Origin of the sequence: Streptomyces sp. CS113 (assembly GCF_002188365.1) — a bacterium.
Lineage (GTDB): Bacteria > Actinomycetota > Actinomycetes > Streptomycetales > Streptomycetaceae > Streptomyces > Streptomyces tendae.
Genome location: NZ_KZ195574.1, coordinates 1,094,845 through 1,119,196, shown reverse-complemented (window position 1 = coordinate 1,119,196; position 24,352 = coordinate 1,094,845). Strand labels below are relative to the sequence as shown.

Annotated in this window: 16 protein-coding genes; 8 read left to right on the top strand and 8 right to left on the bottom strand. The window is 72.4% G+C overall.

The features are described from left to right. Nucleotides 1–44: 44 nt before the first annotated feature. The 3 genes from B9W62_RS04785 to B9W62_RS04775 form a co-directional block, all read right to left on the bottom strand. Nucleotides 45–1,106 (bottom strand): mechanosensitive ion channel family protein, encoded by a 1,062-nt coding sequence (locus B9W62_RS04785; RefSeq protein ID WP_087811747.1) that lies wholly within the window; start codon nt 1,104–1,106, stop codon nt 45–47. A gap of 172 nt (nt 1,107–1,278) precedes the next feature. Beyond that, nucleotides 1,279–2,793: an amino acid permease gene (locus B9W62_RS04780; protein WP_087805481.1), complete on the bottom strand. Its 1,515-nt coding sequence runs from the start codon at nt 2,791–2,793 to the stop codon at nt 1,279–1,281. A 30-nt stretch (nt 2,794–2,823) separates the two neighbouring features. Then, complete coding sequence (locus tag B9W62_RS04775; RefSeq protein ID WP_087805479.1) at nt 2,824–3,834, bottom strand: hypothetical protein; 1,011 nt, start codon at nt 3,832–3,834, stop codon at nt 2,824–2,826. 272 nt (nt 3,835–4,106) lie between these two features. Here B9W62_RS04775 and B9W62_RS04770 point away from each other — a divergent pair, with 272 nt between their 5' ends. Genes B9W62_RS04770 through B9W62_RS04760 form a run of 3 tightly spaced genes read left to right on the top strand, consistent with a single transcriptional unit; the run spans nt 4,107 to nt 8,184 of the window. After that, nucleotides 4,107–5,546 carry an FGGY family carbohydrate kinase gene (locus B9W62_RS04770; RefSeq protein WP_087805477.1) on the top strand — a complete coding sequence of 480 codons (1,440 nt, stop codon included), beginning with the start codon at nt 4,107–4,109 and terminating at the stop codon, nt 5,544–5,546. Further along, nucleotides 5,543–6,946, top strand: a complete 1,404-nt coding sequence (locus B9W62_RS04765) for an FAD-dependent oxidoreductase (protein ID WP_087805475.1) — start codon at nt 5,543–5,545, stop codon at nt 6,944–6,946. Before B9W62_RS04770 ends, B9W62_RS04765 begins: the two co-directional genes overlap by 4 nt. Then, nucleotides 6,943–8,184 (top strand): NAD(P)/FAD-dependent oxidoreductase, encoded by a 1,242-nt coding sequence (locus B9W62_RS04760; RefSeq protein WP_087805473.1) that lies wholly within the window; start codon nt 6,943–6,945, stop codon nt 8,182–8,184. The genes B9W62_RS04765 and B9W62_RS04760 overlap by 4 nt, the downstream gene beginning before the upstream one ends. 21 nt (nt 8,185–8,205) lie before the next feature. On the opposite strand, the gene B9W62_RS04755 is transcribed toward B9W62_RS04760, so the two are convergent. After that, nucleotides 8,206–9,105, bottom strand: a complete 900-nt coding sequence (locus tag B9W62_RS04755) for a lysylphosphatidylglycerol synthase transmembrane domain-containing protein (protein WP_087805471.1) — start codon at nt 9,103–9,105, stop codon at nt 8,206–8,208. Between the two features lie 195 nt (nt 9,106–9,300). Here B9W62_RS04755 and B9W62_RS04750 point away from each other — a divergent pair, with 195 nt between their 5' ends. From B9W62_RS04750 to B9W62_RS04740, 3 genes are all read left to right on the top strand, one after another. Next, nucleotides 9,301–11,175, top strand: a complete 1,875-nt coding sequence (locus B9W62_RS04750; protein ID WP_087805469.1) for an ABC transporter ATP-binding protein — start codon at nt 9,301–9,303, stop codon at nt 11,173–11,175. 1,470 nt (nt 11,176–12,645) lie between these two features. Continuing rightward, nucleotides 12,646–12,849, top strand: a complete 204-nt coding sequence (locus B9W62_RS41180) for a hypothetical protein (RefSeq protein ID WP_373433663.1) — start codon at nt 12,646–12,648, stop codon at nt 12,847–12,849. A 104-nt stretch (nt 12,850–12,953) separates the two neighbouring features. Then, nucleotides 12,954–13,352 carry a hypothetical protein gene (locus B9W62_RS04740; RefSeq protein ID WP_087811746.1) on the top strand — a complete coding sequence of 133 codons (399 nt, stop codon included), beginning with the start codon at nt 12,954–12,956 and terminating at the stop codon, nt 13,350–13,352. A gap of 231 nt (nt 13,353–13,583) precedes the next feature. Here B9W62_RS04740 and B9W62_RS04735 read toward each other — a convergent pair whose 3' ends face one another. Further along, nucleotides 13,584–14,153 (bottom strand): hypothetical protein, encoded by a 570-nt coding sequence (locus B9W62_RS04735; RefSeq protein ID WP_087805468.1) that lies wholly within the window; start codon nt 14,151–14,153, stop codon nt 13,584–13,586. Between the two features lie 366 nt (nt 14,154–14,519). Between B9W62_RS04735 and B9W62_RS04730 the strand changes: the two genes are divergently transcribed. Together B9W62_RS04730 and B9W62_RS04725 are read left to right on the top strand one after the other, a co-directional pair. Further along, nucleotides 14,520–15,071: a YciI family protein gene (locus B9W62_RS04730; RefSeq protein WP_087805466.1), complete on the top strand. Its 552-nt coding sequence runs from the start codon at nt 14,520–14,522 to the stop codon at nt 15,069–15,071. Nucleotides 15,072–15,367: 296 nt separating this feature from the next. After that, nucleotides 15,368–16,699, top strand: a complete 1,332-nt coding sequence (locus tag B9W62_RS04725) for a lanthionine synthetase LanC family protein (protein ID WP_256976184.1) — start codon at nt 15,368–15,370, stop codon at nt 16,697–16,699. Between the two features lie 186 nt (nt 16,700–16,885). Here B9W62_RS04725 and B9W62_RS04720 read toward each other — a convergent pair whose 3' ends face one another. The 3 genes from B9W62_RS04720 to B9W62_RS04710 all read right to left on the bottom strand — a co-directional run bounded on the left by B9W62_RS04720 (nt 16,886) and on the right by B9W62_RS04710 (nt 24,269). Next, entirely contained in the window at nt 16,886–18,667 is a 1,782-nt protein-coding gene (locus tag B9W62_RS04720) for an ATP-binding SpoIIE family protein phosphatase (RefSeq protein WP_087805463.1), read from the bottom strand. 191 nt (nt 18,668–18,858) lie between these two features. Further along, a complete protein-coding gene (locus B9W62_RS04715) occupies nt 18,859–19,872 on the bottom strand; it encodes a LacI family DNA-binding transcriptional regulator (RefSeq protein ID WP_087805461.1) in 1,014 nt (337 codons plus the stop codon). Nucleotides 19,873–19,979: 107 nt separating this feature from the next. Further along, nucleotides 19,980–24,269: a discoidin domain-containing protein gene (locus B9W62_RS04710; protein WP_179235348.1), complete on the bottom strand. Its 4,290-nt coding sequence runs from the start codon at nt 24,267–24,269 to the stop codon at nt 19,980–19,982. Nucleotides 24,270–24,352 lie beyond the last annotated feature (83 nt).

Sequence of the window (24,352 nt, the reverse complement as noted above, 5' to 3'; positions counted from 1 at the left end):
CCCGGCTCGACAGGGGTCGCACCCGGATTCCGGCCACGTCGCGCTCAGGGGAGCGGGACGGTGTCCTCGCCCAGCCGCTGCTGCGGGAGGACCACGGCCCCCTGCTGGAGCGCGACCGTCCGGGCGGGCGACGGGATCCGGATGCCCTCCGCGCGGTAGCGCCGGTGCAGCCGCTTGATGAACTCGTGCTTGATCCGGTACTGGTCGCTGAACTCGCCCACGCCCAGGATCACCGTGAAACCGATCCGCGAGTCGCCGAAGGTGTGGAAGCGGATGGCCGGCTCGTGGTCCGGCACCGCGCCGCTGACCTCCCGCATCACCTCGGCGATCACCTCGGTCGTCACCCGCTCCACGTGGTCCAGGTCACTGTCGTAGGACACCCCGACCTGGACCAGGACCGTGAGCTGCTGCTCGGGCCGCATGAAGTTGGTCATGTTCGACTTCGCGAGCTGTCCGTTCGGGATCACCACCAGGTTGTTGGACAGCTCGCGCACGGTGGTCTGGCGCCAGTTGATGTCCTCGACATAGCCCTCCTCGCCGCTGCTGAGCTGGATGTAGTCGCCCGGCTGCACGGTCTTGGAGGCGAGGATGTGGATGCCCGCGAAGAGGTTGGCCAGCGTGTCCTGGAGGGCCAGCGCCACCGCGAGGCCGCCCACGCCCAGGGCGGTCAGCATCGGTGCGATGGAGACGCCCAGCGTTTGCAGCATCACCAGGAAGCCGATGGCCAGCACCAGGATCCGGGTGATGTTGACGAAGATCGTGGCCGACCCGGCGACGCCGGAGCGCGAGGTCGTCACCGTCCGCACCAGACCGGCGACCACCCGGGCCGCCGTCACCGTCGCCACGAAGATCAGCAGCACCGTCAGCACCTGGTTGACACCGTGCTGCACCGCCCGGGTCAGCGGCAGCGCCGCCGCCGCCCCGGCCACCCCGGCCGCGACCGCCGCCCACGGCGCCATCGTGCGCAGCGCGGCCACGATCACGTCGTCGCCGCCCCAGCGGGTGCGCCCGGCATGGCCCGCCAGCCAGCGCAGCAGCATGCGCAGCAGGAACGCGCCCAGCAGACCCGCGCCCAGCGCGATGCCGGCGGGCAGCAGATGGTCCATGGTCAGGTCCTCGGTCACCGGCCGCCTCCAACGGAACGCCTACGGGATGTCTATGGGATGTCGGGGATGCGCGACCCGGCCGAACCGCAAGGCAGTTCGACCGGCGCGAGGGCTCATCCTGCCGTATCCCGGGCGGTGTTCCGTACCGCGCCGGAGCGCGGAACGGGGCGTTTCAGACGATGCCCTCGGCGAGTTCCGCCTGCTCACGGTCGTCGCCGTAGGCCGCGGTCGTCGGTGTGCCGTACGAACGGCGGGCGACGAACCACCACACCGTGGCCAATACCAGTACGACGACCAGGGCGACGACGGCGTAGTTCATCGTGTCGGCCGTCACCGGCGACGACTGGGGGAGGCAGAACAGCACGGTGACCAACGCCACCCACACCACCGCGACCCACCCGACCGGCCTGCTCCACCGGCCCAGGTTCCAGGGACCCGGCGTGAACCGGTCGCCGGCCCGCAGCCGCAGCAGCACCGGGATGGCGTACGCCGGAGTGATGCCGATGACGTTGATGGCGGTCACCGCGCCGTACGCCGTCGCCGAGTACAGGGACGGCAGCGCCAGCAGACAGGCCACCGCCACCGACAGCCACACCGCGGCGACCGGGGTCTGGGTGCGGGCGGAGACCTTGCGCCACAGCGACGAGCCGGGCAGGGCGCCGTCCCGGCTGAACGCGAACACCATCCGGCTGGCGGCGGCCACCTCGGCGTTGCCGCAGAACAACTGCGCCACGATCACCACGAGCAGCAGCGCGCTCGCGCCGTCCGTGCCCAGGCCGTCCAGGAGGATCTGCGCGGGCGGCACCCCGGTCGCGGTGTCGCGCGTCGCGTCGTAGTCCTGGATGGCGAAGGTCAGTCCGGCCAGCAGCACGAAGCCCGCCAGCCACGACACCCAGATGGCCCGCACGATGCCGCGCGCCGCCGACACCGACGCGTTCGAGGTCTCCTCGGACAGGTGGGCCGAGGCGTCGTAGCCGGAGAAGGTGTACTGCGCGAGCAGCAGGCCGATCGCGGCCACGTACAGCGGGTTCTCCCAGCCGGTGTCGTTGACGAACTCGGTGAAGACGAAGGACGGCGACTGGTGGTGGTCGGGCACGATCACCAGCGCGCCGACGATCAGCGCGACACCGGCCAGGTGCCACCACACGCTGATGGAGTTGAGCACGCTGACCAGCCGGACGCCGAACAGGTTGAGCGTGGCGTGCAGCAGCAGGATCACGACGAAGATCAGCATCGTCTTCTCCGGTGTCGGCTCGAAGCCCCACTGGAGGTTGAGGAACGCGCCCGTGAACAGCGCCGCCCCGTAGTCGATCCCGGCGATCGCGCCGAGCAGCCCCAGCAGGTTCAGCCAGCCCGTGTACCAGCCCCAGCGGCGGCCGCCGAGCCGGTCGGCCATGTAGTACAGCGCGCCGGACGTCGGGTAGGCGCTGGTGACCTCGGCCAGCGCCATCCCGACGCACAGCACGAACAGGCCGACGCCCGCCCAGCCCCAGAGCATCACGGCGGGGCCGCCGGTGCCCAGGCCGAAGCCGTACAGGGTCATGCAGCCGGAGAGGATCGAGATCACCGAGAAGCTGATGGCGAAGTTGCCGAAGCCGCCCATGCGGCGGGCCAGCACCGGCCGGTAGCCGAGTTCGCGCAGGCGCTGTTCCTCGTCGGTGGCGGACGGTTCCAAGGAGCGGGACATGGCGGACCTCCGGGACGGAAGGGTGGGGGGTCAGGGGCGCCGTCGGCCGCGGCCACGGCCGCGGGCGGCCGAACGGCTGCGCGCGCGGGCCTGGAGGAACACCTCCACGGCCCGTACGGCCGAACCGTCGCCCGGGGCCCGGCAGGCCCAGGGCAGCGGCGTCCAGTAGGGGCCGAGCGCGTCGAACACCTGGTTCGCCTCCCGGAACCGGAGGGCGCCCCACAGCGCGTGGGCCAGGTGGTTCAGGTCGGGCAGGGACCGCTCGTCCCGCGGGCAGAGCGTGAACCAGGAGTCGAACGCCTGCCCCGCCTCGCGGGCGGCGTCCTCCGCCACCCAGTGCAGATCAAGCGCCGCCTCCCGCGCCCCCGAACGGCGGTAGCGCTCCACCCGGACGTACAGCGGCAGCACGTGCAGCGCCGAACCGGGCGGCGCCGAACCGGCCGCCCAGTGCGCGAACCCGGCCGCCCGGGCCAGGCGTTCGGAACCGCCGTGCGGATACAGGCACTGGAGCATGCGGTGGTGGGCCTCCCGGTTGTACGGGTCGCGCTTGCCGGCCTCGGCGAGCAGCCCCCACGGCCCCGGCGGCAGCATCGGCTCCGGCGGCGCCATCCGGTGCTCCTCCCAGCGCTGCCCCTCGTCCAGCCGGGCCAGCGCCAGCAGACACACCCACGGCACCGGGTCGTGGGGCGCCGCCCGCGTCGCCGCGTCGCAGGCGTGCCAGGCCTGCGGCCACAGCTCGCGGGTGCGGGGATGGTCCTCGCGGTACGCCCGAAGCGCCCGCTCCACGACCACCCGGGCGTGCATTACCGCGGCCGCCACACTGTGCGGCTCCTCCGCGAGCCAGGCCCGCACCACGTCCGTACCGGCCGCCGATGCGGCCAGTACCTGGGTGCGGCGCGTCCACTGCGACCAGGAGCCGGTCTGCTCCAGCAGGATGCGCATCGACATCCAGCGCCCGGCCCGTACCTCCTGGAGGGCGGAGCGCAGCGCGGTGTCGTGGCCGGCGGGGTCGTAGGCGGGCTGTTGCCCGTCCCTGGCCATCACACGCCCGCTGCGAGGAGCGGAACGGACCGTAGGGCGGCATGGCGTGACAAACAGCCCTCCCCGGGGGCGGCGGTGCGGTGGTCGAGCGGTCGGCGCACACTATAGAGGCGGAGGTTCCGCCTCTGTCCGCTTTCGCGGCACCGGCGCAAAACCATTGCCACCAGGGTGAACTGACGGTTCGTCAGTCACTCTTGACGCGGTGTGTCCGCGGGGGCAGGCTGGCGCGCAGTGATCGCCGAGACCGTCGGCGCGGGAGCCGGGAGGTGTGGATGCCGGACGCGGTACTCGCCGTCGACCAGGGCACGTCCGGCACCAAGGCGCTGGTGATCTGCCCCGAACGCGGCGTGCTCGGTACCGGCTTCGCCGAGGTCCGGCCCCGGTACCTGCCCGGCGGCCGGGTGGAGGTGGACCCGCAGGAGCTGTACGGCTCGGTGGTCGACGCCGGACACCGGGCGCTCGCCGACGCGGACGAGCCGGTCACCGCGCTCGGCCTGGCCAACCAGGGCGAGACGGTGCTCGCCTGGGACCCGGACACCGGCCGTCCGCTCACCGACGCACTCGTCTGGCAGGACCGCCGGGCGGAACCCCTCTGCGGCGAACTGGACCCGCATGGCGACGAGTTGCGTCACCTGACCGGTCTGCCCCTCGACCCGTACTTCGCCGCGCCGAAAATGGCCTGGATACGACGGCACCTCACCCGCGCCGGCCACGTCACCACCTCCGACAGCTGGCTGGTCCACCGCCTCACCGGCGCCCACGTCACGGACGCGGCGACCGCCTCCCGCACCCAGCTCCTCGACCTCGACCGCGCCGAGTGGTCGCCCCGCGCCCTGGAGTTGTACGGCCTCGGCGGCGAACGGCTCCCGGAGATCGTGGACAACGCCGCCCACGTCGGCACGACCAAGGCCTTCGGCCCCGAACTGCCGCTCACCGGCCTCGCCGTCGACCAGCAGGCCGCGCTGCTCGCCCAGCGCGTCACCGAGCCGGGCACCGCCAAGTGCACCTACGGCACCGGCGCGTTCCTCCTCGCCCACACCGGCGGCACCCCGCGCCGGGGCACCTCCGGTCTCGCCGCCTGCGTCGCCTGGCGGCTCGGCGGACGCACCGACCACTGCCTGGACGGCCAGGTGTACACGGCCGCCTCCGCCGTCCGCTGGCTCACCGACCTCGGCGTCATCACCGGAGCCGCCGACCTCGACCCGGTGGGCGCCGCGGTCCCGGACGCCGGCGGCGTCACCTTCGTCCCGGCGCTGGCCGGTCTCGCCGCCCCCTGGTGGCGCGGCGACCTGCGCGGCTCGCTCACCGGCCTCGGCCTGGACACCGGCCCCGGACACCTGGTGCGCGCCCTGTGCGAGGGCCTCGCCGCCCAGGTCGCCGAACTCGCCGACGCCGCGGCGGCCGACCTCGGCGACCCGCTGACCGTACTGCGCGTCGACGGCGGCCTCACCCGCTCCGCGCTCCTCATGCAGACCCAGGCCGACCTGCTGCAACACCCGGTCGAGGTGTCCCCCCTGCCGGACGCCACCGCCCTCGGCGTCGGCACCCTGGCCCGGCTCGGCGCCGACCCGTCCCTCGCCCTGGCCGACGCGCTCCCCGATGCGGGGCCCACCACGGTGTACGAGCCCCGCATCACCGCCGGCGAGGCCGCCGAGCGCCGCACCCGCTTCCGCACGGCGGTCGCCGCGCTGCTCGCCGGAGGTCCGGCGTGACCGTCACCGTGCGAGGGACCCTGCCCGTCGAGCCGTACGACGTGGCGATCGTCGGGGCCGGGGTCGTCGGGTGTGCGATCGCCCGGCGGCTCGCGCACCACCCGGAGCTGCGCGTCGCCCTCGTCGAGGCGCAGGACGACGTCGGACAGGGCACGTCGAAGGCGAACACCGCCATCCTGCACACCGGTTTCGACGCCGTGCCCGGCTCCCTGGAGGCCCGGCTCGTACGGGAGGGCGCCCGCGCACTCGCCGCCTACGCCGTCGAGTCGGGCATCCCCCTCGAACGCGTCGGCGCCCTGCTCGTCGCCTGGGACGAGGAGCAGCTCACGGCGCTGCCCCGCCTCGCCGAGAAGGCCGCGCGCAACGAGTGCCACGACACCCGCCTCCTCGGCCCCGCCGAGCTGTACGCCCGCGAACCCCACCTCGGACCCGGTGCGCTCGGCGCCCTGCACGTACCCGGCGAGAGCATCATCTGCCCGTGGACGACCACCCTCGCCTACGCCACCCAGGCGGTCGCCGGCGGCGTCGACCTGCACCTCGACTCGCCCGTCGTGCACGCCGGTCACGCGGACGGCGTCCACCGGCTCAGCACCCCGCGCGGCACGCTGCGCGCCCGACGGCTCGTCAACGCCGCCGGACTGCACGCCGACACCCTCGACCGCAGCCTCGGCCACGACGACTTCACGGTCACCCCGCGCCGGGGCCAGCTCCTGGTCCACGACACGTTCGCCCGCGCCCTCGTCCGCCACATCCTCCTGCCCGTCCCCACCGCCCTCGGCAAGGGCGTCCTGGTCGCCCCCACCGTCTACGGCAACGTGCTGCTCGGCCCCACCGCCGAGGACCTGGACGACAAGCGCGACACCGGCTCCACCGCCGAGGGACTGCGCCGCCTGCGCGAACAGGGCCGCCGCATCCTGCCCGCACTGCTGGAGGAGGAGGTCACCGCCGTCTACGCGGGCCTGCGCGCCGCCACCGAGCACGACGACTACCGGATCGCCGCCCACCCCGACCAGGGTTACGTCACCGTCGGCGGCATCCGCTCCACCGGCCTCACCGCCTCCCTCGCCCTCGCCGAGCACGTCACCGGCCTGCTCGTCGGCACCGGCCTCGACCCGGGCCCCCGGCGCCCGCTCGAACCGGTCCGCATGCCCCAGCTCGGCGAGGGTGCCCCCCGCCCCCACCAGCGGCCCGACCTCGTCGCCGCCGACCCGGAGTACGGCACCCTGGTCTGCCACTGCGAACGCGTCTCCCGCGGCGAGATCCGCGACGCCCTCGCCGGACCGGTCCCGCCCCGGTCCCTGGACGGGCTGCGCCGCCGCACCCGGGCCCGGGCGGGCCGCTGCCAGGGCTTCTACTGCGGGGCGGCGGTACGCGCGTTGTTCGAGGAGGCACAGCGGTGACCGGCCGACACGTCGACGTCCTGGTGGTGGGCGCCGGTCCCGCCGGACTCGCCGCCGCCTCGCTGCTCGCGACGGCGGGCGCCCGCGTCGAGGTCCTGGAGCGCGAGCAGACGCCCGGCGGAGTGCCCAGGCACTGCGCCCACCGGGGCTTCGGCAACCGGCCGCACGCGCTGACCGGCCCCGCCTACGCCCGCCTCCTCGCCGGCGCGGCCGTCCACGCCGGAGCCGACCTGCGCACCGGCGTCACCGCCCTCGACTGGGCGGGCCCGCGCGCCCTGACCACCGTCGGACCCCAGGGCACCGGGACACTCGAGGCCCGCGCGGTCGTCCTGGCCACCGGCGCCCGCGAACGCCCCCGCGCCGCCCGCCTCGTCCCCGGCACCCGGCCGGCCGGCGTCTACACCACCGGCGAACTCCAGCAGGCGGTCCACCTGTACGGGCAGCACATCGGCAGCCGTGCGGTGATCGTCGGCGCCGAGGACGTCTCGCACGCTGCCGCCGACACCGTACGGGCGGCCGGAGCCGAGGTCGTCGCGCTGGTCACCGAGCTGCCCCGGGCCCCCGCCGCCCCCGCGCGGACACTGCACGCGCGCCTGCGGCACCGTACCCCGGTCCTCACCGGCACCACGGTCACCGAACTCCTCGGCCGCGGGCGCCTGTCGGGCGTGCGGGTACGCCACCGCGACGGCCGTACCGCCACGCTGCCCTGCGACACCGTCGTGTTCACCGGCGACTTCGTCCCCGAGCACGAACTCGCCCGGCGCGGCGGACTCGCCCTGGACCCCTCGACCCGCGGTCCCGCCGTGGACGGCGCCCTGCGCACCTCACGGCCCGGCGTCTTCGCGATCGGCAGCGTCCTGCACGCCGTCGAGAGCGCGGCCACGGCGGCCCGCGAGGGCGCGCACGCCGCGATCGCCGTACGCGACTGGCTCACCCACGGCACGGGAGCGGGCCCGACGGACCCGGACTGGCCCGGCGGCGTCCCCCTGGTCGCCGAGCCGCCCCTGCTGCGCATCGCCCCGAACCGGGTCACCCCGGACGGCCGACTCCCGTACCTGCTGCGGACCGCGGTCCCGCTGCCCCGCCCCGTCCTGCACGTCACCCAGGACGGCCGCCCGCTGCACCGCGAGCGCTGCCGCGCCGGCACCGCCGTGCCGCACCGCCCGCTGAACCTGTCGGCACGCTGGACGCACCTGGTCGATCCCGACGGCGGACCGGTGCACGTCACCGTCGCCTGACGGTCCGGTCCGCGAGCCCCCTCAGATCACCCGCGCCCGCACCAGCGCCGCCAGCGTCAGCGCCCCGGGCAGCAGCGGCAGCCACACCGTCAGCAGCCGGAACGCCAGCACCACGGCCGTGGCCACCGCCGCCGGCCCGCCCGCCGCCACCAGCGCCACGACCAGCGCCGCCTCCACCGAGCCGATGCCGCCCGGCGTGGGCACCAGCGCCACCGCCACCGTCGCCGCCAGGTACGCCACCGCCATGTGCCCGACCGGCAGCGTCAGTCCCAGCGACCGGCCCACCAGCACCAGCGCCGAGGTCTGCAACGCGGGGAAGGCCAGCGCACCGCCCCACAGCGCCAGCGCCCGAGCCGGCCGGGCGTGCACCGACCGGGCCTCGCCCAGTGCCGTCCGCAGGAACGAGACCAGCGCGCCGCGCAGCCGGGGCAGCAGCGCCAGCAGCCCCGCCGCCACCACCGGGACCGCGCCCGCGACCACCAGCAGCGGCCCCACCGCCCCCTCGGGCAGCAGCGGGCCGAGCCGCAGCGCGCCCGGGAACGCGACCAGCAGGGCGCCCAGCAGGGCGAGTCGGCCCACGCTCTCCGCCAGCAGGTACAGCGCCAGCGCGGCCGAGGAACGGGCCAGCGGCAGCCCGCACACCGTCATGAACCGCAGGTTCACCGCGCTCGCGCCCAGCCCCGTCGGCAGCAGGTGGTTGGCCGCGCCGGCCGCGAACTGGGTGGCCAGCAGCCGCCGGCTCGGCAGCCGCTCCACCACCGCGCCCTGCCGGGTGCAGGCAGCGGCGACCCAGGTCAGACAGGTCGCGCCGGCCGCGGCCAGCAGCCAGGGCCAGCGCGCCGTGGCGAGATGGCCGAAGCCGTCCGCCAGCACGGACCGGTGCCGGACCGCGACCACTCCCACCAGGAGCAGCGGAAGCACACACAGGGCCCGGCGGACCGGTACGCGGTGCAGGAGTTGCTTCTCGGGGACTCGAAGCGCTGTCGTCACAGCACAAGACATTCCCCCAGACGCGCCAACTACGAGTGGCCGACGCGCGGACACGGTCTTACGGACCGCGGGCCGTGCCGCCTTGACCTCAAGGTTGGTCGAGGTTCTACCGTCACCCGCATGAGTATGGAGACCACGGCGTGGACGCAGCTGTACAGCGTCATGCACGCCAAAGACGAACGCCGCCCCTTCGCCCGTGCCACGCTGCGCCGCATCGGCGCGTTCGCCCGCCCGCACCGCCGCCGCATCGTCCGCTTCCTGCTGCTCGGGGTGGCGACCGCCCTGCTCGCCGTCGCCACCCCCGTCCTGGCCGGAAAGGTCGTCGACGCGATCGTGTCGAACGGCGACGAGGGCACGGTCGTGCGCCTCGCCCTGCTCATCGCGCTCATCGCGGTCGCCGAGGCGGTGCTCGGCATCCTCTCCCGCAGGCTCTCGGCGACGCTCGGGGAGGGACTCATCCTCGATCTGCGGACGGCCGTGTTCGATCATGTGCAGCGCATGCCGGTCGCGTTCTTCACACGTACTCGTACGGGAGCGCTCGTCTCCCGTCTCAACAACGACGTCATCGGCGCCCAGCGCGCCTTCAGCAACACCCTGTCCGGCGTCGTCAGCAACGTGGTCACCCTGCTGCTCACCCTGGCCGTCATGCTGACCCTGTCCTGGCAGATCACCCTGCTCGCCCTGGCGCTGCTCCCGGTGTTCGTCCTCCCGGCGCGGCGGATGGGCCGCCGCATGGCCCGGATGCAGCGCGAGGCCGCCGCCCTCAACGCGTCCATGGGCACCCGCATGACCGAGCGCTTCTCGGCGCCGGGCGCCACCCTGATCAAGCTGTTCGGCCGCCCGGAGGAGGAGTCCGAGGAGTTCGCCGAGCGGGCCCGCCGCGTCGCCGACATCGGCGTGCGCACCGCCACCGCCCAGGCCGCCTTCATCACCGCGCTCACGTTGGTCTCCGCGCTCGCCCTCGCCCTCGTCTACGGCCTCGGCGGCTTCTTCGCCCTGCGCGGCACCCTGGACCCGGGCGCCGTCGTCGCGCTGGCCCTGCTGCTGACCCGCCTGTACGCGCCGCTCACCGCGCTCGCCGGGGCCCGCGTCGAGGTCATGAGCGCCCTCGTCAGCTTCGAGCGGGTCTTCGAGGTCCTCGACCTGGCCCCGCTCATCGACGAGAAGCCCGACGCCCGCCCGGCCCCCGCCGGCCCGGTCTCCGTCGAGTTCGACGACGTCCGCTTCGGCTACCCGTCCGCCGACAAGGTCTCCCTCGCCTCCCTCGAAGAGGTCGCCACGCTGGACACCCGCGGCGGCGAAGAGGTCCTGCACGGCCTCTCCTTCCGCGCGGAACCGGGCCAGACCATCGCGCTGGTCGGCTCGTCCGGCGCCGGCAAGTCCACCATCGCCCAACTGCTGCCGCGCCTGTACGACACCGACGGCGGCACGGTCCGCGTCGGCGGCGTCGACGTGCGCGACCTGAGCGCGCGGTCGCTGCGCGACACCGTCGGCATGGTCACCCAGGACGGCCACCTCTTCCACGACACCGTCCGGGCCAACCTGCTCCTCGCCCGGCCGGACGCCACCGAGGACGACCTCTGGGAGGCGCTGCGCCGCGCCCGCCTGGCCGACCTCGTACGGTCCCTGCCGGACGGGCTCGACACCGTGGTCGGTGAGCGCGGCTACCGGCTCTCCGGCGGCGAACGCCAGCGCATGACCATCGCCCGGCTGCTGCTGGCCCGCCAGCGCGTCGTCATCCTCGACGAGGCCACCGCCCACCTCGACAACACCTCCGAGGCAGCCGTCCAAGAGGCCCTCACCGAAGCCCTCCAGGGCAGGACGGCCGTGGTCATCGCGCACCGGCTGTCCACGATCCGGGCGGCCGACCGCATCCTGGTGGTCGAGGCCGGCCGCATCGTGGAAAGCGGCACCCACGAGCAACTCCTCGCCGCCGACGGCCGCTACGCCGAACTGCACCGCACCCAGTTCGAGCGCCCGGCCCTGGACAAGGCCGCCTGAAGGGTGTTGCACAGGGCTGCGTCTGGGCGGTGGGTGGCATGGTCCGCCACTTACCGGCCGGCAGGGGCCGGCGTGGGCGTTCGCGGTGCGAGCGCCGCCGCGGTCGTAGCCGGGCGGCCCGGTTGAGGAAGCGAGGTGACAGGATGACGCGATGTCCGACTCCGTGCACGAACGTTGGCTGCGCGGCATCGCCTTCAATCCGGCAGCGCCCTCCGACGTGCTGGTACGCCTGGTGGATCCAGCGGCCGGTGACGCCGGTCCGCTGATGTGCGAGGGCCGTGACCTGCCCGACGCCGTCGTCGACGCTGCCCTGCGCCATCCGTCCGGAGTCATCCGCCGCGCGCTCGCCCGCAACCGGTACGTCGACCCGGCGCGGCTCGCCCCCTTGGCGTCGGACCCGTCGGGGATCGTCCGCGCGTGGCTCGCCTCCGGCCCCCGTCACCACCCCCAACGGGTCCGACCGCTGCCGGACGACATCCTCGTGACCCTCCTGATGGCCCAGGACGGGGGCGAGGACGGCAGGGTCACCGCGAAGGAGATCATCGGGGAGCTTGATTCGTCCCGGCAGATCCCGCTGTCCTTCTTCCGCTCCATCACCGGCCACGAGCACCCCGAACTCCGGACAGTGGCCACGTGGAGGTGGCAGTCGCTCACGCCGGCGCAGCGGGCGGCGCTGCTCGACGATCCGGACCCCGGGGTCCGGGAAGCGGCGCAGGACAGGAACTGGGCGCTGGACCCGGAACGGGTGGAGGCCAGACTGCCGTCCTTCGGCTCGCGCAACGGATTCGTGTTCGGCACGTGTGCTCTGTCCCCCGCGCTCGTCGAGCAGTGTTTCGCGGACGGCACGGTGCTCCTCATGGCCCGGAACCCGCACACCCCGGCCTACGCCCTCGCCCGGCTCGCCCGCCACCCCGACGCGGAGGTCCGCGCGTCGGTTGCCGCCCGGCCCGACGTGGGACCGGACCTGGTGGCCGAGTTGAGGTCGGACCCGGTCGAGTACGTGCGGACGTGCGCGCGCCTGCACCCCTTCTCCCGTACCTGGGCGGAGTACAGGGCGATCGACCAGGTCATGGGGCACGGTCCTGACTGCACCTGTCCGATCGGCGAGCCGTTCACCGAGTCGAATGCCGACCCGGCCCTCGGGCCGTCACCCGACTGGTTCGCATCCTGTGCGGTGTCCGAGGAAGCGGTGCTCCGCCGGGTTGCGGCAAGTTGGCCGGGACTGCCGGCGGAACTCGCCGAGACGCTCGCGCGGGACGACGACGAGGAGGTGAGGATCCGGCTGGCCTGCCACCACCCACTGGCTCCGCCGCACCTCCTCCTGGATGTCTTCGTCACCCGCCCGGCCCACCGTCCGGCCCTGCTGGACCTGCCCGCTTTCCCCCGTACCGGCCGGGCTCACCTCATCGACCACCCGGATTCCGAGGTACGGGCCCTGGCCGCAGCCGATCCTGCCTTGCCCGACCCCCGGTGGCGGACCCCGACGCGTCGGTGCGCCAGGCGGCGGCCACTAACCCGAGCCTGTCGCCGGAAGCCCTGGAGCCCCTCCTCGCCGACCCCCGTACCGCCGAGGGCGCCGCGTCCAACCCGGCACTGCCCGTTCCGCGCATGCACGCACTCCTCGACCACTGCCTGAACGGCACCGCCACCGTGCCAACGGCCGTCCGACGCTGAGAGACGACCCCCACGCAGCGATCACAGGCATGGCAAAAGCACGGACCGGCCCGCGAGTTCCGGTGTCGGTCGATCGTCACCCTGCGTCGGTGCTCTCCGGCATGATGACCGCCATGGACACCGAGACACTGGTAGACATTTGGCAGCGGCTTCTCGCCGATCCTGACAAGTCATGGGTGCTCTTCGAGCACGGCACTTGCGTCGTGCTGACCGCTCCGGATGGAGATCTGGCTGACCAGGCCACCGAGATCCTGAGGAAGTTCGGCCCGGCGCGTGCCGGATCTTCGGCAGGAGACTTCGGGGTGATCAACCTTGAGGACGTCGAAGGATGGGCCGTCACCGGTCATCACAACGACGTCCTTACCTATGTCGGCCCTGACGAGCCTCGGGACCAGTCGGAGATCGCTGTCGGGCTGTTCGGGCGATCGAAGCGTCACCGGGACGGCACCGAACTGCACGTCGTCCACGTTGAGGACAAGCGAGCTTCAGCGAACCTGGGGTAAGTACCTGCGCGTCAGCGGCGGTGACCGCCAGGGGCGTATCGGCTCCACTTCCTCCGGCTCCGGTGACCAGTCGGGTGGCCGGCTTCTCGGTGTGCCAGGCGTCGAGGTCGGCCTGCCGGCAGTGTTCGACAGTGCGGCCTCGGTCGGCAAGCCAGGGGGGAGCCAGATCAGGAGTTGCCCCTGGATGTCAGTGGTTCTGCCATGCGGTGTGTCAGTAGGGGTGGTCGCTTCTCACGTGCGGGCCATTTCTTCCCGTAGCTCTTCCATGCGGTCCATCAGGACACCGAGCAGCCGCCGCCGGGCGTTCTCCGCCTCCTCGTAGTGACCGTCTGCCCGCTGCTCGAGTGTCTGCCGCCGGGCGCCGTTCGCCTGGAGGGCGTGGCCGATCCATGAAACCGTCGCTCCCACGAATCTGACGAGGTCCCGCAGCGCTTCCGTCTCGGGAGACGGCTCCCGCCCACCGGCCACCTCCGCGCTGCTTCGGGAGTGCTCGAACCGCAGTCCGTACACCTCGCATCGGTCTGCGACCTCCCGCATGGTCTTCACTGCCTCAACCACGGGCCCGTTGATGTCGACGGGCTCGCCGCGATGCATCGCTTGCCGGCCGTCGTCGAGGATCAGCAGGACGTCGCGGGTGGCGCGGCGCAGGTCCATCATCCGTTCGAACTCGACTTCGCTGCGGGCGCGTTGCTCTTGGCGCCGGACGTGCCGGCCGGTGAGTGCCGGTGCGATGAGGGTGGCTGCCGCGCCGAGGAAGGCTCCGCCCAGAGCGCCGATGAGACCATAGATCGCTTCTGACACGGAGGTATCATCGCGCGTTGCCGGACGACGTGTCCGGCGTTCCTCGGTCAAACGCCCGCCCGCGACCGACACTTCTCGTCGACCGGCTCAGGGCCGACAGCCCGCCCCCTCCGGGGGACGGGTTTTCGGTCCGAGACGGTCCAATAGGCTGCGCCGGCCCATCGGACTCACCCGAGCACCTGCCGGGCGGTGACACACTCGTCTCTGACTCACGCCCTGGCCGCGGCGTTGGCCGATGACCTGTGGTTCGTCGAGGGCGGGGAAGACGAGCACGACTCTGCACGGGCCCTGCTGGAGCAGGCCGCCGAACAGCCCCCGCGGTGAAACCCGCTGGACCGGGTCACCGACTTGAAGAGATCGTTGGGCATGGAGTTCCTCTGCTACCACCGTGACCGGCCCGCCTCCCTGTCGCAACGCTACGAGCTGCTGGAAGAGCATTGGTCCTCCATGGACCAGTACGCGAAGGAGATGATCGCCCGGGGCCCGACTCTCGCCGACGACGGCGACACACCCACCGGAAGCGTGCACATCGTCGACCTGCCCGACCCCGCCGCTGCACGCACATTCGCCTTCGACGAGCCGAACTACCAGGCCGGCGTCTACCGGGACGTGCTGCTACGACGGTGGCGCAACACGCTGGGGCGCACCATGTGGGACTTCCCCGGCGGCCGGACCGGCGGCAACCGGTACCTGGTGATCGGCCTCGGCACGGGACAGGCCGCCGACCTCGCGGTGCCGTCCGACCGGAACGAGTTGATCGCCTACGGGCCGCTGCTGTCCGACAACGGCGCCACCTGGCTGGGCACTGCGGCGCTGGTCCGAGCGCCGGACCCGGACACGGCACGCGCCATCCTGACCCCGGACCGGTACGCGGACATCGAGGTGCACAACTGGCAGTTCGGAGGGCGCCCGTCATAGGCGAGGATGTCCGCCGACATCACCGCCGACGCCGGCAGATCGCTCAGCATCCTCGTGTTCCACCCGAACTCACCGATGCATCAGCCTGACGCACACGGTGGGACCCGTGGGCCGAGGTGCGCGGAAAGACCGTCGAGCGGGCGGTGATCGGCACCCGTCGCGCGACGGCTTCGGACCAGGGCGGCTGCGTGACCTGAAGGCGTCCGCGGAGGCCGGTACCCGCGACCGCCGGAACCGACAGAACGGCGACACCCCGCCGAACGGGCTGCTCAACCGGGGGGTTGTAGCGTGAGCGGATGAGGAGCGACGTATATCGGGACGTGGGCGAGGCCGCCTGGTCGTGGGTGCTGGACCACGTGCGCGAGGCCGAGGGCCCTTGGCTCGTGCAGACGGTGGGGGAGGGCGGTCCGGAAACCGTGGCGCCGCCACAGGACCGCGATTCGCTGTACGCGGGGATCGCCGGCTTGGCCCCCGTGCTGGCCGAGATCGCGCAGTACCGGGAGCTGAGCGCGCGGGAAGCGGCACTGGCGGCCGGCATCGTGACCAGGCTGTCGGCACAGGCCGGGCAGCGAACCGAACCCTCGCTGTACGACGGCCTCGCAGGCGATGCGACGGCGCTCAGACTGCTCGCCCCGGGCGAGGAAGCGGTGGCACTGCGGCGGCTGGCCGCCCTGGCGACCGGCGACGGATGGAAGACCACCCTCGATGTCGAACCGGGCTCCGACGCGCCCCTCACCGACGTCATCATGGGGACCGCGGGCGTCGTGATGACGGCGGTCTGGGCGAAGAGCGAGTTCGCGGAGGCGATCGCGACGACGGGAGGCGAGGCGCTGCTGCGGGCGGCGGACCGTACGGAAGCGGGCCTCGACTGGGGCATGACGCCGGGGAGACCGTCGAGGGCACCGAACTACTCGCACGGAACCGCCGGCATCGCGGCCGCGCTGGCGGTCGCGGGCAGCGCCCTGGACCGTCGGGACTTCATCGAGGCAGCGGTGCAAGGCGCCCGGCACGTCCTCTCGGTGGGGTCCTTGGAGGACGCCGGTTTCGTCGTCCCGCACACGATCCCGCCGTCGAAACGGGAGGTGGAACCGGTGACGTACACGTGGTGCCACGGCCCGGCGGGCACCTCGCATCTGTTCACCGCACTGGCGCACGCAGGGGTCGCCGAGGTGGCGGGCCATGACGTCGACGAACTGCGGCACCGCTGTATGACCTCGATCCTTACCTCGGGCCTGCCGCAACGCCTCCGTCCCGGCTTCTGGGACAACGACGGCCGCTGCTGCGGAACGGCGGGCGTCGGAGACGTCCTGCTGGACGCCGCCCAGGACTGCCGGGTGCCGCAGCGGAGGCAGACCCTGCTGCGGGCCGCGCACCGGATGGGCGATGCGCTGGTCGACCGGGTCATCAGGGATGACGCGGGCGCCCGTTGGCGCTTTCTGGAACACCGCGAGGATCCGCCGCTGCTGCCGCCCCGGACGACGTGGATGCAGGGCGCGGCAGGCATCGCGGCCTACCTCCTGCGCCTCGCCCGGTACGACGAGAGCGGCCCCGACGCCCCGGTCGTGGACCGCCCGGACCAGTGGTGGGCCGTGCCGGCCCACCTGCGGAGTACTCGCACGGACTCATGAGCGAGCGGTGGCCCCGTTCGAGACTCCTCGGTGCCGTCCGGCTCGCGTGACATGCCCCGGACCGGCGGCTGGGATCCGGACCCCATCGAGCCGAGCCGGGGGTCTGGTCGGCCAGTCGGCCACAGGGCACCGCAGGCCGCGGCCGGCCCGATCCGGACGACACCCCCAGCGCGGGCGGCGCGGCCGTTACGGCGGGCCGGGTGCCCCGGTCCGCAGGGGGAGGTCCTGCTCGGCCCAGACGACCTTCCCGCCGGGCGTGCGGCACGAGCCCCAGCGCCGGCACATCATGTTGATCAGCTGGAGACCGCGCCCGCTCTCGTCGCTCACGTCCGCGTGCTGGATCTGCGGCAGGTCGGGACCGGAGTCGGAGACCTCCACGGACAGCCGCTCGTGGCGCAGCAACCGCAGCTCGCCGGGGGCGTTCCCGTACCGCAGGGCGTTGCCGACCAGCTCGCTGACCACCAGCTCCGTGGTGTCGACCAGCTCCTGGAGCCCCCACCGCTCCAACTGCTCCCGCACCGCGGTGCGGGCCTGTCCCGCGGCCTTGCCGTCCGGCGGCAGCGCCCGTACGTACACGTCGCAGTCCGGGCCGAGCGGCCGGGCGAAGGCGGCCAGCACGATCGCGTCGTCCGACCGGTCGTCGCCGACCCGCTCGGCGACCGTCCGGCAGGCGGCGGCGTCCACGGGCAGGCCGTCGCCGAGCGCCTCGCGCAGCCGCTCCAGCTGGGTGCCCAGGTCCGCCGTGCGCGACCGGATCAGCCCGTCCGTGTACAGCGTCAGCCGGCTCCGCTCGGGCACCGGCCGCTCCACCGGGTCGTACGGGATCACCCCCGTCCCCAGCGGCGCTCCCGCGGGCACCTCCAGGAACGAGACGGTGCCGTCCGGGCCGGTCAGCAGCGGTGGCGGGTGCCCGGCGCTGGCGATGCGGAAGGTGCCGCCGTACGGGTCGTAGACCGCGCACAGACAGGTGGCGACCTGGTCCTCCTCCAGATCTCGGGCGGCCAGGTCGAGCCGGGCCAGCAGCCGCTCGGGCGCGATGTCCAGCGCCATCAGGGTGCGGGCCACCGTGCGCAGCCGCCCCATGGTCGCGGCGGCGGCCAGACCGCGCCCCATCACGTCGCCCACCATCAGCGCGGTACGGCCGCTGGGCAGCGCGACCACGTCGAACCAGTCGCCGCCCACGGCGGCCGGATCGGCGGCCGGGTCGTAGCACGAGGACACGTCCAGGCCCGGGGTGCTCGGGCTGGAGCGGGGGAGCAGTGCCCGTTGCAGGGTGACCACGTGGTCGCGTTCGCGGCCGTAGAGCCGGGCGTTGTCGATGTACACGGCGGCCTTGGACGCCAGCTCCATGGCCAGCGCCACGTCGGTCCGGTTGAACGGCGCGCGATGGCCGGCCCGGACGAAGTCGGCCAGCCCCAGCAGCACCCCGCGGGCGATCAGCGGCACCGCCAGATAGGAGTGGACACCCGCCCGGCGCATGATGTCCGACGACTCGCGCGAGGGGGCGATCACCGCGAAGTCCGCGCGCGTCATCCGGGACACCAGCACCGGCCGGCGGGTGGTGAGACACCGCTGCCCCAGCCGGTCGGCGGTGTGCACGGACAACTCGCCCACGGGATCCGGCGCGAGGTTCAGCCCCTCGACCTCGGAGACCGCCATGGCCCGCAGTCGCGGCGCCTCCCCGCCCGTGGCCCGGTCGCCGTCCTGGAACCGCAGCACGGAGTCGAGCAGGTCCACGGCGGCGCCGTCGGCCAGCTCGGGCACGGTGAAGCCGGCCAGCTCCTCCGCCGTCCGCCGCACGTCGAGCGTGGTGCCGATGCTCAGGTCCGCCGCGTTCAGCCAGGACAGCCGTCGTCGCGCGCCCAGCGCCTCCGACATCGACCGCAGCGCGCCCCGCGCCGCCCGGTGTCCGCTCACGAGGGGATTCGGGGGGCGGCGCAGCCCGCCCAGCCACGACCGTTCCCGCACGTGTCGCCTCCTCCCAAGGGCTCCTGTCCTGATTCTGCCCTGCCGGGGAACGACCGGCGACGGCGGGTGGAAGGCGCCCCATCGCCGATGTGTTGCGGGGTGCCCGTCACCCAGCCACCGCGAACAGGAGAACGCAGTATCCGGCGCCCATTTCGCAATTACTTGACAGCTGAGCGCAGATACGCGGTCTTCTACCGGACGGAAACCTGTGCGGTGGAGCCGCGCACGACGAGTTCCGGTTCGAAGAGCAGCTCCCTGTGGGGGACTTCGGTGCCCTGGATCTGTGCGCAGAGGAGGTCGACGGCGGCGCGTCCCATGGCCTCGATGGGTTGGCGGACGGTGGTGAGGGGTGGTTCGGTGCAGGTCATGAAGGCGGAGTCGTCGTAGCCGACGACGGAGACGTCGTGGGGTACCCGGTGTCCGCGGCGGCGGGCGGCGCGGACGGCGCCGAGGGCGAGGGGGTCGCTGGCGCAGATGATGCCGGTGACGCCGCGTTCCAGGAGGCGGTTGGCGGCTGCCTGGCCGCCCTCCAGGGAGAACATGGCCCGTTCCACGTGGGCGTCGGGCAGGGCGCCGTTCGCCGCCTCGGCGGCCTGCTGCGCGGCGGCCAGCTTCCGGCGGGAGGGGATGTGGTCGGACGGGCCGAGGACCAGGCCGATGCGCTCGTGGCCCAGCGACGCCAGGTGCCGCCAGGACTGCCCCACCGCGACGGCGTCGTCGCAGGCGACACAGGGGAAGCCGAGATCGGGGATGGAGGCGTTGACGAGTACCACGGGGATGTTGCGTTCGGCGAGGAGCCGGTAGTGGTCGTGCGGGGCGTCCGCCTGCGCGAACAGACCGCCGCCGGCGAAGACGACCCCCGAGACCTGCTGCTGAAGCAGCAGCTCGACGTAGTCGGCCTCCGAGACGCCGCCCTTGGTCTGGGTGCACAGCACCGGCGTCAGGCCCTGCTGGGCGAGTGCGCCGCCGATGACCTCGGCGAACGCGGGGAAGATCGGATTCTGGAGCTCGGGCAGGACCAGGCCGACCAGCCGGGCGCGCTCGCCCCGCAGCTGGGTGGGCCGCTCGTAGCCCAGGACGTCCAGCGCGCTCAGCACGGACTGCCGGGTCGTCTCCGAGACCCCCGGTTTGCCGTTGAGCACCCGGCTGACCGTGGCCTCGCTGACCCCAACCTTCTTCGCCACCTGAGCAAGTCGTCGTGTCACAAACGCAAGACTAGCGCAAGTCTCGCAAGAGACTTGCGCCAGTCAGTGGCCTGTCCGACAGAGCTGTCCGACAAAAGCTGCTGTCGGCCCCCGTTGCGGGCCGGGTCCTACGGGTTGCGGACGATCTTGAAGGTGGACGTCGTGTTGCGGATGTCCACGGCGTTGTCGCTGAGCCTCAGTCCGTTGAAGGTGACCTCGCCGACCGCCGGCCCCTGCCCCGCCTCGGGCATCTCGTTGGCCCACAGGCCGAAGCCGGACTTGGCGTCGAACGCGTCACCGCTCTTGTGCGCGCCCGTGACGGAGACGTCGGTGAAGACCGTGTCCTTGATCGGGTACTGCGGCTGGCCTCCCACGTAGTTCGTCTGGAACATGATGCCGCTGTAGGTCGGATCGACGATGTCGACGTTGTTGACCCGGATCCCCTGGAACACCTTGGACGCCGAGAACACCCAGATGCCGGGGAAGGTCTGCCCGCCCCAGAAGTGCCCGCCGGCCCGGACGATCGACACGTTCTCGAAGGTCGTCGGATCGGTGCCGAAGCCGTTCATCGGGTAGCCGAAGTCCAGCGAGCTGATCGTGATGCCCGAGTAGACCAGGGTGTCCGCGATGTGGATGTTCCGGAAGGTGTTGTTGTAGCCGCCGTAGACGGCGAGACCCGCGGCACGCCAGGTCAGCGTCGTCGTGAGGTTCTCGTACAGGTTGTTCTTCATGTCCGCGCCGCCCGCGTCGATCGCCGAGAAGAGCGCGAAGCTGTCGTCACCGGTCGCCCGGGCGTCGTTGTTGGACACCAGGTTGTCGGTCGAGCCGTTGGTCATGTTGATGCCGTCGGCGAACATGTTGCGGATCCGGGAGTTCTTGATCGTCATCCGGTCGGTGTTGGCGCCCCAGTACAGGCACACCATGTGCTCGTTCCAGATGTTGTCGATCACGATGTCCGAGGTATTGGAGAAGTCGAACACCTTGCCCGGCCCGTCGATACGGGACGTGTAGTTGCCGAAGTAGGCGAAGTTCGCGAACGTCGAGCCCTTCGCGCTCGCCTCGGCACGGAACCCGATGTCGGTGTTGTCCTGCGTCGTCGGCGCGTGGAACTGGGTGAACCAGGGACCGGCGCCGACCACCCGCACCGCCTTGCCGTACACCTGGAACTTGCTCGACGTCTGGTAGTCGCCGGGCGGCAGGTACACCCCGACCAGCTTGCCCGAGGTGTCCATGCGGACCTTGTCGAGCGCGTTCTGCACGTCCTGGTGCGTGAACCCGGCCGGCACGGCGTACGCCGCCGGGTCGGGGTTGGGCACCGCGGCGACCTGCTCCAGGTTGACGAAGTCGATCGCGTAGTCGGTGGTGTTGGCCGCGTCCTTCTGCAACCGGATCCGGCTGCCGGCCGGGACGGTCTCGCCCAGCACGAGGTGCGCCTCGTCGTAGATGTGCCGCGGGGCACCCGCACCGGGGGAGTTGCCCGGCGAGGCCTCGGCACCGTACAGCCAGGCGTACTTCGACGTCAGCGGCAGCGCCTTCTTCATGACACCGTCCACGTACACGTTGAGCGTGGCGTCGATGCCGCCGCCGCCCGGCGCGTCCGGGATCGAGAAGCGGGTCACCAGGGTGTTGGTGTCCGCCTTCGTGGTGAACTCGACGTACTCGCCGGTCTTGTCCAGGTGGACGGCCCTGCGGCCGGATGCCTCGCCCGCGATGTCGCCGATGGTCCGGTTGGGCCCGACCACGGTGGCACCGCCGCCGACCGAACCGTCCTCCGCCTCGTACATGTCGTACGGCATGTTCGCGCCGCGTCCGACGAACAGCGGCTGCGTGGAGGTGTTGTTCTCCCGCTTGACCGGCAGTTCGTTCGCGTCGTCGGCGACCGTGACCTTCAGGGAGTACGAGCCGTTGGCCGCCTGCCAGGTGCCGAGGCTCACGGCCGGGGCCGTCGAGCCGGCGGCGATGACACCGGAGTGCGCGCCGGTGAGGGTCTTGACCGTGCTGCCCTTGGCGTCGACCAGCGCGAGCGTCACCGCGTGGCTGCCGCCCGCCGAGTCCTGGGTGCCCTGGTTCTTCAGCGCGACCTTGAAGGTCACGTCGTCACCGGCGGCCGGACTGGACGGCGAGGTGGTGACAGCGGCGGCGACCAGGTCGGAGCTCTGCACCGGCTTGACGACCAGCGGATCGGGCCGCGTGTAGGTGTTGTTGGTCTCGTTCTGCTCGATGATCTCGTTCGCCTCGTCGGCGACCGCGCTCAGCTCGTACGAACCGGCCTCGCGTGCCCCGACGGACGCGCCGACCGTGCTCTGCTCACCCGCCTTCAGGGCGGGGACGTCGGCGGTGGCGACCTTGGTGTCACCCAGCCGGAGGGCGACCTTGCCGGCCGGTGCGTCCGCGGCGCCGCTGTTGCGGACGGTGGCGGACACGGTGATCTCGTCCGACTCGACGGGGGAGTCGGGCGACGTGGTCAGGCCGGTCACCTCGAGGTCCGGGTTGGGCGCCGGAACGCCGACCACCTGGAACTCGGCGACCTGCCCGGCCGTCGCCCCGGTGTTGGAGGTGAACTTCAGCTGGACGTCCGCGGCGCGTTCGCCGACGGGAATCGTCACGCTGTTGCCGCCGCTCGCGGGGTCGAAGACGTAGTCCTTCGCGTCCACCAGGGAGGTCAGGCCGGACCCGTCCTGGGCGCGGCCGAGCACCTGGATGTTCTGGGTGCGCTTGGACCAGCCCGCGTCCGGGTTGAGCTTGAGGACGACGCTGTCGACGTCCGCGTTCGCGCCCAGCTTCAGGGTCAGCGTGTTCGGGTAGCTGCCCGCAGCCCCCTCCCAGTAGGTCGAGGTGCTGTTGTCGTTGGCGTTCTCGGCGACGTAGGTGTGGATGTGGGACGAGGCACTGATCGGCTTGCCGACGGCCAGGTTCGAGCCGTCCTTGGTGCCGTTGCGGATCACGGAGTTGCTGTCGCCCGACACGTTGCCGGCCGCGTCCTTGGCCCGCACGAAATAGGTCACGTTCGCCGACGCCGGCTGCGTGTCGGTGTAGGTGGTGACGTCACCGGCGACGCTCTTGCGGAGCTTGTCGTTGGCGTAGACGTCGTACCCGGTGACGCCCTTGTCGTCGGTGGAGGCGGTCCACGTCAGCCTGACCTGCCCGGCGGCCGGTTCGGTGAGGGCGAGGTTCGAGGGCGCGGTGGGCGCCTGGGTGTCGCCCGTGCCGGCGCGGCGGGTGACCGCGTTGCTGTTGCCCGACTGGTTGCCGGCCGCGTCCTTGGCGCGCACGTAGTAGGTGACCGTCGTGTCGGCGGGCCTGGTGTCGGTGTACGTGGTGACGTCACCGGCGACCGAGGTGAGCAGCTCGCCGTCGGCGTAGATGTCGTACCCGGTGACGGCCGTGTCGTCCGAGGACTCGTTCCAGGTCAGCCTGATCTGCCCGGTGGCCGGTTCGGTGAACGCGAGGTTCGCGGGGGCGGTCGGGGCCTGGGTGTCACCCGTCTGAGGTCCGTAGACCTCGAGTTCGGAGACCTGGGCGGCGGGCTGACCGGTGTTGGCCGTCACCAGGACCCGCACGTAGCGTGTGGTGGCCGCGTCGAAGGTGATCGTGGCCGACTGACCGCCGGCCGCGTCGAAGGTGTACGCCTTGGCTGCGGTCAGGTCGGTGAAGTCCGAGCCGTTCTCACTGGCCTGGACCTTCAGCGTCTGGCTGCGGTTCGGCCAGCCGTCGGGCAGCCGCAGCACGACGCGGTTCACCCGGCGCGAGGAGCCGAGGTCGGCCTGGAGCCACTGCGGCAGGGCGTTGTTGGCGCTCTCCCAGTAGGTGGCCTTGTTGCCGTCGTTGCCGTTGCCGGGGGTGTACGCGCCCGTGGAACTGCTCGCCGTCAGCCGCCGGCCGGCGGCCAGGTTCACGGACGACTCCCCGGCCGCGTGCACCTCGAGCTCGGAGAGCTGGGCCGCCTGCCACCCGGTGTTCGCCGTGATGTTCACCCGCACGAACCGGGTCTGGGTGGCAGGGAAGGACACGGTGACCGTGTTGCCCGAACCGGGATCGAAGGCGTAGGCGGCGGACGTCTTGAGCGTGCTGAAGCTCGTGCCGTCGGCGCTGCCCTGGACGGAGAGCGTCTGCTCGCGGCTCTCCCAGCCGGCGGGCAGCCTCAGGACGACCTCGTCGATCCGCTCGGTGGCACCGAGGTCGGTCTGCACCCACTGGGGCAGGCTGCCGCCGCCGCTCTGCCAGTAGGTGCCCTGGTTGCCGTCGGTGATGTTGGCGGCGCCGTACTCGCCGTGCGAGCTGCTCGCCGCCGCGGCGTCCCCCACGGCGATGTTGGGTCCACCGGCTGCCGTGGCCGACAGCAGCGGTCCTCCCAACGCCAGGAGACTGGTCGCGACCACGGTGCACAAGGCACGTGATCTCCAGTTCCGGTTTCTCATCTGTCCCCACATCAGGTAGACACTCAAAGTTCGCTGACATTTACGTAGAGCGCTCGCAGAGTTGCAGAGAAATGTTGAGTCGT